Source organism: Tistlia consotensis USBA 355 (assembly GCF_900177295.1).
GTDB lineage: Bacteria > Pseudomonadota > Alphaproteobacteria > Kiloniellales > DSM-21159 > Tistlia > Tistlia consotensis.
Map to the genome: position 1 here is coordinate 14,791 of NZ_FWZX01000026.1, position 13,052 is coordinate 27,842.

The 13,052-nt window shown below is 73.1% G+C and carries 14 protein-coding genes; 10 read left to right on the top strand and 4 right to left on the bottom strand.

The genetic code is table 11. The features are described from left to right. Positions 1 to 15: 15 nt before the first annotated feature. Positions 16 to 1,251: an ABC transporter substrate-binding protein gene (locus B9O00_RS24010; RefSeq protein ID WP_085125282.1), complete on the bottom strand. Its 1,236-nt coding sequence runs from the start codon at positions 1,249 to 1,251 to the stop codon at positions 16 to 18. Between the two features lie 119 nt (positions 1,252 to 1,370). Here B9O00_RS24010 and B9O00_RS24015 point away from each other — a divergent pair, with 119 nt between their 5' ends. Genes B9O00_RS24015 through B9O00_RS24035 form a run of 5 tightly spaced genes read left to right on the top strand, consistent with a single transcriptional unit; the run spans position 1,371 to position 5,491 of the window. Further along, positions 1,371 to 2,111, top strand: a complete 741-nt coding sequence (locus B9O00_RS24015; RefSeq protein ID WP_085125283.1) for a GntR family transcriptional regulator — start codon at positions 1,371 to 1,373, stop codon at positions 2,109 to 2,111. Continuing rightward, the gene (gene pcaC / locus B9O00_RS24020) at positions 2,104 to 2,499 is read left to right on the top strand and encodes a 4-carboxymuconolactone decarboxylase (protein ID WP_085125284.1); all 396 of its coding nucleotides are present in this window, start codon (positions 2,104 to 2,106) and stop codon (positions 2,497 to 2,499) included. The genes B9O00_RS24015 and pcaC overlap by 8 nt, the downstream gene beginning before the upstream one ends. Beyond that, positions 2,499 to 3,374, top strand: a complete 876-nt coding sequence (locus tag B9O00_RS24025) for an NAD(P)-dependent oxidoreductase (RefSeq protein WP_085125285.1) — start codon at positions 2,499 to 2,501, stop codon at positions 3,372 to 3,374. The genes pcaC and B9O00_RS24025 overlap by 1 nt, the downstream gene beginning before the upstream one ends. Then, positions 3,375 to 4,616, top strand: a complete 1,242-nt coding sequence (locus tag B9O00_RS24030) for an alpha/beta fold hydrolase (RefSeq protein WP_085125286.1) — start codon at positions 3,375 to 3,377, stop codon at positions 4,614 to 4,616. It abuts the gene before it with no gap. Then, positions 4,613 to 5,491 carry an N-acyl homoserine lactonase family protein gene (locus B9O00_RS24035; RefSeq protein WP_085125287.1) on the top strand — a complete coding sequence of 293 codons (879 nt, stop codon included), beginning with the start codon at positions 4,613 to 4,615 and terminating at the stop codon, positions 5,489 to 5,491. Before B9O00_RS24030 ends, B9O00_RS24035 begins: the two co-directional genes overlap by 4 nt. Here B9O00_RS24035 and B9O00_RS24040 read toward each other — a convergent pair whose 3' ends face one another. Then, the gene (locus B9O00_RS24040) at positions 5,492 to 6,355 is read right to left on the bottom strand and encodes a LysR substrate-binding domain-containing protein (protein WP_085125288.1); all 864 of its coding nucleotides are present in this window, start codon (positions 6,353 to 6,355) and stop codon (positions 5,492 to 5,494) included. A 95-nt stretch (positions 6,356 to 6,450) separates the two neighbouring features. Here B9O00_RS24040 and B9O00_RS24045 point away from each other — a divergent pair, with 95 nt between their 5' ends. The 5 genes from B9O00_RS24045 (at position 6,451) to ada (ending at position 10,844) form a co-directional block, all read left to right on the top strand. After that, the gene (locus tag B9O00_RS24045) at positions 6,451 to 7,335 is read left to right on the top strand and encodes a DMT family transporter (protein WP_085125289.1); all 885 of its coding nucleotides are present in this window, start codon (positions 6,451 to 6,453) and stop codon (positions 7,333 to 7,335) included. 86 nt (positions 7,336 to 7,421) lie between these two features. Beyond that, entirely contained in the window at positions 7,422 to 7,910 is a 489-nt protein-coding gene (locus tag B9O00_RS24050; RefSeq protein WP_085125290.1) for a hypothetical protein, read from the top strand. 176 nt (positions 7,911 to 8,086) lie between these two features. Further along, the gene (locus B9O00_RS24055) at positions 8,087 to 8,893 is read left to right on the top strand and encodes a DUF72 domain-containing protein (protein ID WP_085125291.1); all 807 of its coding nucleotides are present in this window, start codon (positions 8,087 to 8,089) and stop codon (positions 8,891 to 8,893) included. A 3-nt stretch (positions 8,894 to 8,896) separates the two neighbouring features. Next, on the top strand, positions 8,897 to 9,562 hold the full coding sequence (gene alkB, locus B9O00_RS24060; RefSeq protein WP_437123433.1) for a DNA oxidative demethylase AlkB: 666 nt from the start codon (positions 8,897 to 8,899) through the stop codon (positions 9,560 to 9,562). Positions 9,563 to 9,764: 202 nt separating this feature from the next. Further along, on the top strand, positions 9,765 to 10,844 hold the full coding sequence (gene ada, locus B9O00_RS24065) for a bifunctional DNA-binding transcriptional regulator/O6-methylguanine-DNA methyltransferase Ada (RefSeq protein WP_085125292.1): 1,080 nt from the start codon (positions 9,765 to 9,767) through the stop codon (positions 10,842 to 10,844). A 7-nt stretch (positions 10,845 to 10,851) separates the two neighbouring features. Here ada and B9O00_RS24070 read toward each other — a convergent pair whose 3' ends face one another. Together B9O00_RS24070 and B9O00_RS24075 are read right to left on the bottom strand one after the other, a co-directional pair. After that, on the bottom strand, positions 10,852 to 11,961 hold the full coding sequence (locus B9O00_RS24070; protein WP_089229797.1) for a DmpA family aminopeptidase: 1,110 nt from the start codon (positions 11,959 to 11,961) through the stop codon (positions 10,852 to 10,854). Positions 11,962 to 11,988: 27 nt separating this feature from the next. Next, the gene (locus B9O00_RS24075; RefSeq protein ID WP_085125293.1) at positions 11,989 to 12,873 is read right to left on the bottom strand and encodes a TauD/TfdA dioxygenase family protein; all 885 of its coding nucleotides are present in this window, start codon (positions 12,871 to 12,873) and stop codon (positions 11,989 to 11,991) included. Positions 12,874 to 13,052: the final 179 nt, after the last annotated feature.

Consider the following 13,052-nt stretch of genomic DNA (forward strand, 5'->3'; position numbering starts at 1 on the left):
TCCCGCCGGAGGGGCTCAACCGGCCTTGACCGACCAGATCGGCTCGATCTTGGCGACCTTCGCCGGATGCACGGTGCGCAGCTCGCCGTCGCGCCACTGCACCATCACCGGGAAGGCGTTGGCGTTGAGGCCGGTCTCGTCGAAGCGCACGCCGTCGCCGGTCATCACCGAGGACCAGCCCTCGTTGTGGGTGCCGGTGGCGAGCGCCTCGCGCACCGCCTGCGGGTCGCGGCTGGCGCTCTTCTCCAGGGCCTCGCGCAGCACGCCCATGCAGACCGCATGCTCCAGGGCCTCGTGGACCATGAAGTAGCCGAAGCGCTCCCTGAAACGGTCGGTGTAGTCCGGCGCCAGGTCCCAGTTCGCCGGCGCGATCGAGAGCACGCCCTCGGCGAGCTCGCCCAGGCCCTTGTGGAAGTCCGGGATGACGTAGCCGGCGGCGCCGCCGATCGCCGGGATGGTCAGGCCCTGCTGGCGCATCGTGCGGATGATCAGCAGGCTGTCGTTCAGGTAGGAGACCGGGAAGACCATCTGCGCGCCGGAGCCGCGCAGCTTGTTGATCAGCGGCGTCACGTCGGTGATGCCGTGGGGGTAGGCCTCGTCCATGACGATGTCGAGGCCGGCGTCCTTGGCGGCCTTGCGCAGGCCCTCGGACTGGCTGGTGCCGTAGGCCGTGTCCTCGTAGAGGATCGCGACCTTGCTGGCGTCGACGCCGAGCCGCTTGGCGATCGCCATGGTGTAGTCGAACTGCGCGGCGCCGATCGTCGAGGCCTTGTTGACGACCTGGAAGACGTTCTTGAAGCCGCGGCCGGTGATGATGTCCGAGAAGGACATGGTCAGCAGCGGCAGCTGGCGGCGCTCGGTGACCTCGGAGATCGCGATGGTCAGCGAGGAGGCGAAGGCGCCGAGCACCGAGACCACCTGGTTCTGCGAGATCATGCGCTGCGCGACGCTGGCCGCGGTCGCCGGGGTCGAGGTCGAGTCGGCGACCACCAGGTTGATCGGCGCGCCGCCCAGCGACTTGATGCCGCCGGCCTTGTTGATCTCGTCGGCGACCAGCTGGATGCCGTTGCGCGAGTTGATGCCGAACTGCGCGTTGGCGCCCGACAGCGGCACGACGACGCCGACGTTGACCGGGTCCTGGGCGCGCGCCAGGCGGCTGACGAAGGGGGCGGCCAGAGGGGCCGCGAGGGCCGCCGCACCGCCTGCGAGCAGGCTGCGTCGGGTTACCGGAAAGCGTGTGTTCTGGGCCATAGTAGCTCCTCCCGTGGCGGCGTTCGTTTTCTTCCGCGTTCTGCACGACTAGGGTGGAAGCGAGCCGACAAGCTGTCAATAGGATTGACCGATTGTCCTACAATCAGAATACTCCTCCCATGACGACGGACATCCGCATCAGGCGCGAGCAGGCCTCCATCAGCGGCCAGATCGTGGAGATCCTGCGGCGGGTCATCATCGCCGGCGAGCTGGAGCCGGGGACGCGGCTGGTCGAGCGCGACCTCTGCGAGCGCTTCGCGGTCAGCCGCGGCCCGGTGCGCGAGGCGCTGCGCCAGCTCTCGGCCGAGGGCCTGGTGCGCCACGAGGCGCACCGCGGCCCGACGGTCGAGCGGGTCACCGAGCAGGACGTCCGCGACCTCTACCGGGTGCGCGGCTGCCTGGAGGGGCTGGCCGGCGAGACCTTCGCGCTGCGCGCCAGCGACGAGGAGCTGGAGCAGCTGCGCGGCGCCGCCGCGCCGGTCTTCTCGCTGGAGGAGGGCGATCCGATCGAGCGGCTGATCGCCGTCAAGAACGCCTTCTATGCGGCCCTGCTGGAGGGCTCCCACAGCCCGGTGATCAGCGACTCCCTGACCCGGCTGAACAACCGCATCTCGCAGTACCGGCGGCTCTCGCTGTCGCGGCCGGGCCGGCTCGCCGAGACCAAGGCCGAGATGCGCGAGGTCGTCGAGGCCTGCCTGGCCCGCGACGCGGCGCGCGCGCGCCGGGCCTGCGAGGACCACGTCGCCCGCGCCGCAGAGGCGGCTCTTGCGCAGGTTCCCAACCTTCCCCGCGCCAATCAACCCGGCGCCAACCACCCCAACGCCAACGACCCCACAGACAGGAGCGAAACGGATGCCTGACAAGGAGATGTTCGAGAAGGGCCTGAAGATCAGGCGCGAGGTCCTGGGCAGCGAGTACGTCGACAAGTCGATCGCGATGGCCGACGACTTCAACAAGCCGCTGCAGGAGCTGGTCACCCAGTACTGCTGGGGCGAGGTCTGGGGCCGCGACACGCTGGACCGCAAGACCCGCTCGATCATCAACCTCTCGATGATCTCCGCGCTCAACCGCCCGCACGAGCTGAAGCTGCATGTCCGCGGCGCGCTCAACAACGGGCTCGACCGCGCCGACATCCGCGAGGTCTTCCTGCAGGTCGCGATCTACTGCGGCGTGCCGGCCGCCATCGACGCCTTCCGCGTCGCCCGCGAGGTCTTCAAGGAGATCGACGACGCCGAGGCCAAGGCCTGATGCCGCGGGACAGCACCGTCGGTTTCGTCGGCCTCGGCGCCATGGGGGTGCCGATGGCCGGCTGCCTGCTGAAGGGCGGCCAGGCGCTGCTCGGCTACGACGTCTCGGAGACGGCGCGCGAGCGCGCCGCCGAGGCCGGCGTGCCGCTCGCCGACAGCCTGGAGCAGGTCGGCCGCGACTGCGGCCTGGTCGTCACCATGCTGCCGACCGCCGAGATCGTCCGCGAGGCGGCGCTCGGCGCGGGCGGCTTCGCGCAGGCGCTGTCGAAGGGCGACCTGGTCGTCGACATGAGCTCCTCCTACCCGCTGGCGACGCGCCGGCTCGGCGAGGAGCTGGCGGAGCGCGGCCTGGGGCTGGTCGACGCCCCGATCTCCGGCGGCGTGCCGCGCGCCAGGACCGGCTCGCTGGCGATCATGGCCGGCGGGCCCGAAGCCGAGGTTGCGCGCGCCGAGCCGCTGCTCGGCCACATGGGCAAGGTGCTCAGGGTCGGGGCGCTCGGCAACGGCCACGCCATGAAGGCGCTCAACAACTACGTCTCGGCGGCCGGCCTGGTCGCGGCCTGCGAGGCGCTGATCGTCGGCGAGACGTTCGGCCTGGCGCCGGAGACCATCGTCGAGGTGCTCAACGTCTCGACCGGCCGCAACAACTCGACCGAGAACAAGCTGAAGCAGTTCGTCCTGAACCGCCGCTTCGACGCCGGCTTCGCCTTCGCGCTGATGCAGAAGGACGTGCGCGCCGCCGCCGATCTCAGCAAGGAGCTGGGGCTCGACGAGCCGCTGCTGAAGGACGTCATCGCCCTGCTCGACCAGGCCGGCGCGAGCCTGCCGCCCGGCGCCGACCACACCCGGGTCTTCGAGTGGCTGGAGCGGCATTGAGTGCCCGTCCGGTCCCTCGATAGCCGGCTCGACGGCTGGCTGGAGCGCTGCGCGGCCGACCCCGAGCTGGCGACGCTGTCGCAAGGCCTGGAGGCGACGCTCGCCTTCCAGGCCGGCGCCGTCGAGCGCCGCCTGACGCTCGGCGAAGCGCCGCGCCTCGGCGGCGGCACGCCGGTCCTGCTGATCCGCGCCGAGGCCGCCGCCTGGCAGCAGCTGCTGTCCGGCCCGTATCCGCGCGGCTGGCAGTCCTTCGGGGCGATCCGGCGCTTCAACCCGGCCTTCGAGATCACGGTCGAGAGCCCGCTGACCGAGGCCCAGCTGCTGGCGCCGCTGGAGCGGCTGGTCGAGATCGCGGTCGCGCCGCCGGCCGAGCCGAACCTGCCGGCCGGCTTCGACCTCTCCGGCCTGGAGAGCGGCCTGAAGGCGGTCGGCGTCGACGCGCGGGGGCCGGCGCAGATCCGCGTCACGACGGCGGGCAGCGGCCGGCCGGTGCTGTTCCTGCACACCGCCGGCGCCGACTCCCGGCAGTGGCTCTACCAGCTCGGCGACCCGGCGCTGGCCGCGCGCTATCGGATGGTCGCCTTCGACCTGCCGGGCCACGGCGGCTCCGGCCTGGAAGGCGAGTTCGGCGGCCGGGCCAGCGCCTGGCAGGCGACCGGCGGGCGCTACCTCGCCTGGTGCAAGGCGGCGATCGAGGCCTTCTGCGAGGCGCCGCCGATCGTCGTCGGCTGCTCGGCGGGCGCGGCCATGGCCCTGACCCTGGCGGCGAAGGCGCCGGACCTGGTCGCCGCCGCCATCGCCCTGGAGGCACCCTTCAAGGCCCGGGGCCGCCTGACGCCCTTCCTCGACCACGCCCGGGTCCACGCCGGCCGGCACAACCCCGCCTGGGTGCGCGCCCTGCTCGCCCCCGGCAGCCCGAAGCCGCACCGCGACGAGGCCTGCGGCATCTACCAGCAGGCGCGGCCCGGGACCTACGCCGAGGACCTCAGGTACTATTCCGAGGAGTTCGACGCGGCCGAGCTGGTCGAGGCCCTCAACCGCAACGGCCGGCCGGTCGTGCTGCGCACCGGCGCCTACGACTACTCCGCCTCGCCCGAGGACAGCGGGCGGATCGCCGAGGCGGTGCCGGCCGCCGACTTCGAGGTGATGCCCGAGCTCGGGCATTTCCCCATGATCGAGAACCCGGGCGCCTTCGCGCCCTGGCTCGCCAAGGCCCTGGAGGCCGCGGAGGAACGCTCATGAGTGCCGAGACCGCAACCGAGGTGCTGGCCATCAAGTACGCCGAGACGGCGGTCGCGGCACGCGAGCACTTCATGCTGCCGCTCGGCTCGGGCGGCAATCCGCACGCCGCCCCCAACGCCGACCCGCACGAGGGGCCGCACCCGATCTCCTACTTCCTCTGGCTGATCCGCCATCCGCAGGGGCTGATCCTGGTCGACACCGGCTTCGGCGAGGCGGCGGCAGCCAGGCGCCGCCGCACGCTGCTGCGCCACCCGGTCGAGGCCCTGAAGGCCGTCGGCGTCGCGCCCGAGGAGATCGGCACGGTGGTGCTGACCCACCTGCACTACGACCACGCCGGCACGCTCGCCTGCTTCCCGAACGCGACCTTCGTGGTGCAGGCGCGCGAGCTGACCTACGCCGCCGGCCCGGCGATGCGCCACCAGGTCTGCCGCAAGGCCTTCGACGTCGAGGACGTGACCGAGGTCGTGCGCACGCTCTACGCCGGGCGCCTCTATCCGGTCGAGGGCGACCGGCTGCTGGCGCCCGGCGTCTCGCTGCACCTGATCGGCGGCCATACCAACGGCCTGCAGGTCGTGCGCGTCGAGACCGCGGCCGGCCGGCTGGTGATCGCCTCCGACGCCACGCACTTCTACGAGTCGGCGGCCGAGAAGAACCCCTTCCCGGACCACTGCTCGCTGCCCGAGTACCTGAACGGCCTGGACCGCCTGTTCGAGCTGACCGACGACCCGAACCTGGTGGTGCCGGGCCACGACGAGCGGGTGCTCGAGCTCTTCCCGACCCGCCCCGGCGACCCGAACGTCGTCGAGCTGCACAGGGGGCCGCTCGGCCCGACGCCCTTCGCCGGGGTCGTCCTGCCGCCGGTCCGCGAGCCCTGATCAGCCGGCCGCGCGCCGTCGCAGCCCCTCGGCCAGGTGGTCGGCGATCGAGGCGCCCGGCGCATCGAGGCCGGGCGCGCGGTGCAGGCGGATCTCGGCACCGGGCAGCGCCGGCAGGCGCCCGCCGGCCGGCAGGGCCCGCAGGCCCGGCGCCGGCAGGCTGCCCTTGACCACCGTGACCGCCAGGCCCTGGCGGACCAGCGCCTCGATCGCCGCCAGGCTGGCGCTGACGTAGGCGAGGCGCCAGGGCCGGCCGCCCCGCTCCAGCGCCGCCAGCGCCCAGGCGCGGAACAGGCAGTCGGGATTGGAGAGCGCGACCGGCAGCGGCTCGATCGCCTCCGCGGCGTGGCCCTCGGCCGCGACCCAGAGCGGCGTCTCGCGGGCCAGCAGCTCGCCCTCCGCCTCGCCCTCGGGGTGCATCGCGATCACCAGGTCGAAGTCGCGGCCCAGGCGCCCGACCATGCGCGCGGTCAGGCCGATCTCGACCTCGACCCGGACCAGCGGGAAGCGCTCGGCGGCCTTGGCGAGCAGCGGCGGCAGCAGGCGCGTGCCGTAGTCCTCCATGACGCCGATGCGCACCTGCCCGGCCAGCCGCTGGCCGTCGAGCCGGGCCAGCGCCGCCTCGTTCATCGCCAGGATGCGCCGGGCGTCGGCCAGGAAGCCGATGCCGGCCGCGGTCAGCTCGACCCGCGTCGTCGAGCGCCGGAACAGCGCGACGCCGAGCCGGGCCTCGAGCCGCTTGACCTGCAGGCTGACCGTCGCCTGGCTGCGGTGCAGCCCTTCCGCCGCCCGCGTGAAGGAGAGGCGCTCGGCGACGGCGACGAAGGCGCGCAGCAGTTCGGGATCGAGGGTCCGTACGGTCATTGCAGAAGCCTATCAGCCCCATTGACCTTATTCGATTCTCTGCGTGACCGTCCGGCGCTAGGACTGCCGGTCGCAGCAGGAGGGCGACGGCGAGGATGGAAGCTCTGGGGGTGGCCGCGGCGATGCTGTCGAGCGCGCTCGGCGGCACGGCGGTCGGCGCGACGCGCTATCTCGCCGGGGCGCTCGACCCCGTGACCATCGGGGCGCTGCGCTTCGGCGGCGGCTTCCTGCTGCTGCTGCCGCTCGCGCTGCTGCGCCGCGATCCCTGGCCGGCCCGGCGCGACCTGCCGGCCGCGCTCGGCCTGGGGCTGCTGTTCTTCGGCCTCTTCCCGGTGCTGTTCAACGCCGCCCTCGCCGAGACCACGGCGGCGCGCGGCGCGCTGGCGCTCTCGACCCTGCCGCTGCTGACCCTGGCGGTCGCCGCCCTGCTGGGGGTCGAGCCGCTCAGCGCCCGCAAGCTGGCCGGCGTGCTGGTCGCCATGGCCGGCGTCGCCGTGGCGCTCGCCGCCGGGCTGAAGACGGCGCCGGCCAGCGCCTGGCGCGGCGACCTGCTGATGGTCGCGGCCGCCTTCTGCATGGCGCTCTACAGCGTCTGGTCGCGCCCGGTGATTGCGCGCTCGGGGCCGGTCCCCTTCACCGCCGCCGCCATGGCGGCCGGCGCGCTCTGCCTGCTCCTGCTCTCCGCGGCCGAGGGCGGGCTGCACCGCCTCGCCGGGCTCGGGACCGGTCAGTGGATCGCCTGCGGCTACCTCGCCGCGGTCTGCGGCGCCGCGATCTTCTTCCTCTGGGCCTTCGCCCTGCGCCGGACCACGCCGACCCTCGTCGCCATCTCGGTGACGGTCAATCCGGTCACCGCCTCGCTGGTCGGCCTGCTGCTGCTCGGCGAGCCGATCGGCGCCGACCTGCTGCTCGGCCTCGCCGCCGTGCTGGCCGGCATCGCGATCGCCACCGGCCTCGGCCGCCGCCGGACGGCGCGCTAGGCGTCGAGGGCTTCCCGACTCGCGACCGCCGTCCGAGGATGGCCGCAGAGACGGAGGCAGAAGACGGAGGCGAGGGGCGAAGCGCGATGTACCAGCCCAGGACACCCGGCTACTCGAAGAAGGATCCGGTCAAGCGCTGGAGCCTGCCGGACCGGGTGTTCTTCGCCTGCGGCGCCTGCCACGTGCTGGCCTGGGCCTTCCTGGAGCGCTACGGCACCCCGGCGATGCGGCCCCTCTGGTTCAGGCCCGCACCTGGCTTCACGGGCAACCACATCGTCGTCGCGACCGAGCGCTGGGTCTTCGACTACCACGGCTACAGCGGGCGCGAGCGCTATCTCGCCCACAGCTTCCGCAAGGCCCGGCGCTGGTGGCCCGGCTGGGACGCGAGCCTCGTCGAGCTGCCGGCCGAGGTGCTGGTCTCGGAGGCGAAGTCGCGGACCTGGAAGGGTCTCTGGCTGCGCGAGCCCGGGCAGTTCCTGCACGACGCCCTGCCGCGCGCCCGCACCTTCCTCGACCGCTTCCCGCCGCCGCCGGCAGAGCCGGTGCTTCCACATCCCTCGACAGGCTCGGGATGAAGCGGAATCCGAGGGAACTCCGATGGTTGCTTCGTCCCGAGCCTGTCGAGGGGCGTGCGGGCTCGGCAGCAACGCTCTCAAGCGACGCTTCCCATCAACCGCAAGAGGCGGGGTGAAGCGCGCCGCCGGAATCGCTATCTCTAGCCCGAGCAGCGGGCAGGAAGGAGCAGGCGTCCATGGCGGAGACATCGCAGCGGAAGGTCAGGGTCGGCATCGGCGGCTGGACCTTCGAGCCCTGGCGCGGCCCCTTCTACCCCGAGGGCCTGCCGCAGAAGCGCGAGCTGGAGTACGCGGCGTCCAGGCTGACCTCGATCGAGGTCAACGGCACCTACTACGGCTCGCAGAAGCCGGCGAGCTTCGCCAAGTGGCGCGACGAGACGCCGGACGGCTTCGTCTTCGCGCTCAAGGGCCCGCGCTTCGCGACCAACCGGCGGGTGCTGGCCGAGGCCGGCGAGTCGGTCGAGCGCTTCCTGACCAGCGGCCTGCTGGAGCTGAAGGACAAGCTCGGCCCGATCAACTGGCAGTTCATGGCGACCAAGAAGTTCGATGCCGAGGACTTCGAGGCCTTCCTGGCGCTGCTGCCGAAGGAGGTCGAGGGCCGGGTCCTCCGCCACGCCGTCGAGGTGCGCCACGACTCCTTCGCCGTCCCGGCCTTCGTCGCCCTGGCCCGCAAGTACGGCGTCGCGATCATCACCGCCGCCGACTCGCCCCATCCGACGATCGCCGACGTGACCGCGCCCTTCGTCTATCTCCGGATCATGGGCACCAGCGAGGCGGAGCCGAAGGGCTATTCCGAGGCGGCCCTCGACCGCTGGGCCGAGCGCGCCAGGACCTACGCGGCCGGCGGCGTGCCGGACGACCTGCAGGCCGTTGCCGGCCCGGCCAAGCAGGCGGAACCGCGCGAGGTCTTCCTCTACCTGATCGGCGGCTGCAAGGTCCGCAATCCGGCAGGGGCCATGGCGCTGATCGAGCGCCTGGGCTGAGCGATGGCCGCCGGCGCGACCCTGCCGATGGCGGATCTCTTCGGGCAGCGCGCGCCGGCGCGGGAGGCCTTCGCGCCGGGCGCCCTGCTGCTGCGCGGCTTCGCCCTGCCCCGCGCCGAGGCGCTGCTCGCCGCCGTCGAGGCGGTCGCCGAGATCGCCCCCTTCCGTCGCATGGTCACCCCCGGGGGCTTCACCATGTCGGCCGCCATGACCAACTGCGGGACGGCCGGCTGGGTCACCGACCGGCGCGGCTACCGCTACCAGGCCGAGGATCCGGAGAGCGGCCGGCCCTGGCCGGACCTGCCCGAGGCCTTCCGGGAGCTGGCCGAGGCCGCCGCGGCCGAGGCCGGCTATCCCGGCTTCGCGCCCGACGCCTGCCTGGTCAACCGCTACGAGCCGGGCGCCCGCCTCTCCCTGCACCAGGACCGCGACGAGCGCGACACCAGTTACCCGATCGTCTCGGTCTCGCTCGGCCTGCCGGCGACCTTCCAGTTCGGCGGCCCGAAGCGCAGCGACCCGGTACGCAAGATCGCGCTCGGCCACGGCGACGTCGTCGTCTGGGGCGGCGCCTCGCGCCTCAACCACCACGGCATCCTGGCGCTGAAGGAGGGCGCGCACCCCAGGCTGGGGCGGCAGCGCATCAACCTGACCCTGCGCCGGGCGCTCTGAGCTGTGATGCTCCCGTCTCCCGTCATTCCCGCGAAGGCGGGAATCCAGGGCCCCAGACTCGGAGCAGGCCGCTCTGGATCCCCGCCTTCGCGGGGATGACGATGAAGGGGGTACGGCGGAGGATTCGGCAGCAAGCGGCGGAGTGCAGGCGCACCGCCGCTGCCCCATCTTGAGGGGACAGGATACAACGGAGAACCGAGCCATGACCCCCGCCAGCCGGAAGGCCGCCCCGATCCCGACCGAGCAGGACCCGCGCTGGGCCGCGATGGTGGCCCGCGACAGCGCCTTCGACGGCCGCTTCGTCTTCTCGGTCCGGACGACCGGCGTCTACTGCCGGCCGAGCTGCCCCTCGCGCCGCGCGAAGCCGCAGAACGTCGCCTTCCACGACAGCCCCGAGGCCGCCGAGCGCGCCGGCTTCCGGGCCTGCAAGCGCTGCAGGCCGAACGAGGCCCCGCTCGCCGAGCAGCGCGCCGCACTGGTCGCCGAGGCCTGCCGGCGCATCGAGGCGGCCGAGGAGCCGCCGAGCCTGGAGGCCCTGGCGGAGGCCGCCGGCCTCAGCCCCTTCCACTTCCACCGCCTGTTCAGGTCGGTGACCGGCGTCACGCCCAAGGCCTACGCCGCCGCCGAGCGCAGCCGGCGCGTGCGCGCGAACCTGACGGCCGGCAAGGGCAGCGTCACCGAGGCGATCTACGACGCCGGCTTCAACTCCAACAGCCGCTTCTACGAGAACTCGAACGCCGTGCTCGGCATGACGCCGAGCGCCTTCCGCGCCGGCGGCACCGCGGCCGAGATCCGCTTCGCGGTCGGCGAGTGCTCGCTCGGCTCGATCCTGGTCGCCTGCAGCGCCAAGGGCGTCTGCGCGATCCTGTTGGGCGACGACCCCGACGCCCTGGCCCGCGAGCTGCAGGACCGCTTCCCCAAGGCCGAGCTGATCGGCGGCGACCCGGATTTCGAGGCGCTGGTCGCCCGGGTCATCGGCTTCGTCGAGGCGCCGGGGCTCGGCCTCGACCTGCCGCTCGACGTTCGCGGCACGGCCTTCCAGCGCCGCGTCTGGCAGGCCCTGCGCGAGATCCCGGCCGGCAGCACCGCGAGCTACGCCGAGATCGCCGAGCGCATCGGCGACCCGAAGGCCGTGCGCGCCGTCGCCGGCGCCTGCGCCGCCAACAGCCTGGCCGTCGCGATCCCCTGCCACCGGGTGGTGCGGACCGACGGCGCGCTCTCCGGCTACCGCTGGGGCGTCGAGCGCAAGCGCAGGCTGCTGGAGCGGGAGTCGGCGGCCTGAGCGGCCCTCACACGGCGTCGCGCAGCCCCGCCAGCGCCTCGTGCGGCAGCGCGATGGCGCGGTTGCCGTCGCGGCCGACCAGGGTCTCGTTGGCGACCATCGAATCGAGGATCGCCTCCTCGGTCGCCTGGACGACGGCCTCGAAGACCGGGTCGATGGCGTCCTGGGGCAGCCAGGCCGCGCTGTGCAGCCCGCCCTCCGGCGCGGTCGGCAGACGGTTGCCGGTCGAGAAGGCGAGGAAGATGTCGCCCGAGCCGTTGTGGCCGAAGCCGCCGGTGCGCGCCACGCCCATCGGCATGCGCCGGGCCAGGCGCTTGAGCTGCAGCGGCAGCAGCGGCAGGTCGGTCGCAATCACGCCGATGATCGAACCCATCGAGCGGCCGGAGCGGATCTCGTCGCCGCGGATCGAGCGGCCGAGCGGCACGCCGAAGGGCCGGAACTCGCGGCGCAGGCCGAAGTTCGACTGCACGAAGACCCCGACGGTCCAGGTCCGGCCGGCCAGCTCGACCTCGCGCGAGGCCGAGCCGCAGCCGGCCTTGAACTCGTAGGTGATCATGCCGGTGCCGCCGCCGACCGAGCCAAGCTCGATGGGGCCGCCCCGCGCGCCCTCGATCGCCGCGAGGACGTGGGCCTCGGTGACGTGGTGGCCGTCGATGTCGTTGAGCTCGCCGTCGAAGGTCTCGGCGGCGACCGGCAGGGCCCAGAGGTTGACCTTGTGGCCCCAGGTGCGGCGCAGCCAGCGGGTCGCGGCGTCGCGGGCGACGCCGACCGAGTGGGTGTTGGTGATCGTGACGGCACCGTCGAGCTGGCCGCTCTCCTCGATCCAGTGCGAGCCGGTCAGCTCGCCGTTGCCGTTGAAGGAGGAGAGGCCGGCCAGCACCGGCTCCCAGGCGCCCTCGCGGCCGCGCGGCAGGATCGCGGTGACGCCGGTGCGCACCGGCCCCTTGCCGATCTCCAGCGGCCCCTCGCCCTCGATCAGCGTCGTGTAGCCGAGCTCGACGCCGGCGACGTCGGTGATCGCGTTGCAGGGGCCGGGCCGGCCCTCGGGCGCGATGCCCAGGCCGCGCAGGCGGGTCTTGCCGGCGGGCGTCGCCCGCCAGGCTGCGGGAATCTCCAAGGTCGCAGTCCTTCTCGTTCGTGGTGCTCAGGCCGCCGCCGGGGCCTCGGCCAGGATGGTCGTGCGCCAGAGCAGGCGCAGGTGGCGCTCGTGGTCGAAGACCGTCGCGCTGTGCAGCAGGGCGCGGTTGTCCCAGATCGCCAGGTCCTTCTCGCGCCAGCGGTGGCGGTGGAAGAAGCGCGGCTGGATCGCATGGGCCTGCAGCCGCTCCAGCAGCGCGCGGCTCTCGTCCGGCGCCAGGCCCTCGATCTCGACGATGACCTGCGGACAGAGCCAGAGCGACTCGCGGCCGGTCACCGGGTGGCGGTGGACCAGCGGCTGGCGCACCGGCGGGTACTTGGCCAGCGCGTCTTCCGACAGCGGCTTGCGGGTCGGGTCCATGGCCTCGAGCTGCAGGTGGAAGTGCGCCCAGGAATGCACCGTCGTCAGGCCGCGCAGCCGCCGCTTCTCGGCCTCGTCCAGGGCCTCGAAGGCCGCCGTCGAGTCGGCGAAGAGGGTGTCGCCGCCTTCGGGCGGGATCGCGACGGCATAGAAGAGCGCGCCGATCGAGGGCGTCGGGACGTAGGAATAGTCGAAGTGCCACTCCTCGCGCGCGTTGACGAAGAGCGAGCGCATCACGCCGTCGACCTTGAGGTTGCCGATCTTGATGATCTCGGGGTGGCCCTCCAGCAGGTTGCTCGAATCGATGTGCGCCTCGGGCCGGCCGAAGCGCCGGCTGGCGGCGACGATCTGCTCAGGCGCCAGCTCCTGGCCGCGGAACAGCAGCAGGCGCTGCTCGTGGAAGGCCCGGACGATCTCCTGCCAGACCGGCTCGCCGAGCGGCCGGCCGAAGTCGAGGTCCACGACCTCGGCGCCGAAGCCCTCGGCGACCGGCCGGAGATCGAGGTGGCGGTAACCCGGAAGTCGCTCCATCGCCCTGCCCTTCTGCTGCCCGGCCCCTATTGACGCGCAAGACGGCGGCCGGTGCAATCGCCGGGATGGTGCGTCGCACAATGTCCCGCCGCGCGACGCAAATCCGCTCGCCCGCGGGGCCGGCCTTTGGCAGCATGTCGGCGCCGGCGGGCCTGCCGCCTCGGGGGCGACGCTTCGGG

What these genes read in the sequence shown, in the direction of transcription:
- B9O00_RS24010 (WP_085125282.1), bottom strand. Translation starts at nt 1,251, where the DNA reads ATGGCCCAGAACACACGCTTTCCGGTAACCCGACGCAGCCTGCTCGCA.
- B9O00_RS24015 (WP_085125283.1), top strand. Translation starts at nt 1,371, where the DNA reads ATGACGACGGACATCCGCATCAGGCGCGAGCAGGCCTCCATCAGCGGC.
- pcaC (WP_085125284.1), top strand. Translation starts at nt 2,104, where the DNA reads ATGCCTGACAAGGAGATGTTCGAGAAGGGCCTGAAGATCAGGCGCGAG.
- B9O00_RS24025 (WP_085125285.1), top strand. Translation starts at nt 2,499, where the DNA reads ATGCCGCGGGACAGCACCGTCGGTTTCGTCGGCCTCGGCGCCATGGGG.
- B9O00_RS24035 (WP_085125287.1), top strand. Translation starts at nt 4,613, where the DNA reads ATGAGTGCCGAGACCGCAACCGAGGTGCTGGCCATCAAGTACGCCGAG.
- B9O00_RS24040 (WP_085125288.1), bottom strand. Translation starts at nt 6,355, where the DNA reads ATGACCGTACGGACCCTCGATCCCGAACTGCTGCGCGCCTTCGTCGCC.
- B9O00_RS24045 (WP_085125289.1), top strand. Translation starts at nt 6,451, where the DNA reads ATGGAAGCTCTGGGGGTGGCCGCGGCGATGCTGTCGAGCGCGCTCGGC.
- B9O00_RS24050 (WP_085125290.1), top strand. Translation starts at nt 7,422, where the DNA reads ATGTACCAGCCCAGGACACCCGGCTACTCGAAGAAGGATCCGGTCAAG.
- B9O00_RS24055 (WP_085125291.1), top strand. Translation starts at nt 8,087, where the DNA reads ATGGCGGAGACATCGCAGCGGAAGGTCAGGGTCGGCATCGGCGGCTGG.
- alkB (WP_437123433.1), top strand. Translation starts at nt 8,897, where the DNA reads ATGGCCGCCGGCGCGACCCTGCCGATGGCGGATCTCTTCGGGCAGCGC.
- ada (WP_085125292.1), top strand. Translation starts at nt 9,765, where the DNA reads ATGACCCCCGCCAGCCGGAAGGCCGCCCCGATCCCGACCGAGCAGGAC.
- B9O00_RS24075 (WP_085125293.1), bottom strand. Translation starts at nt 12,873, where the DNA reads ATGGAGCGACTTCCGGGTTACCGCCACCTCGATCTCCGGCCGGTCGCC.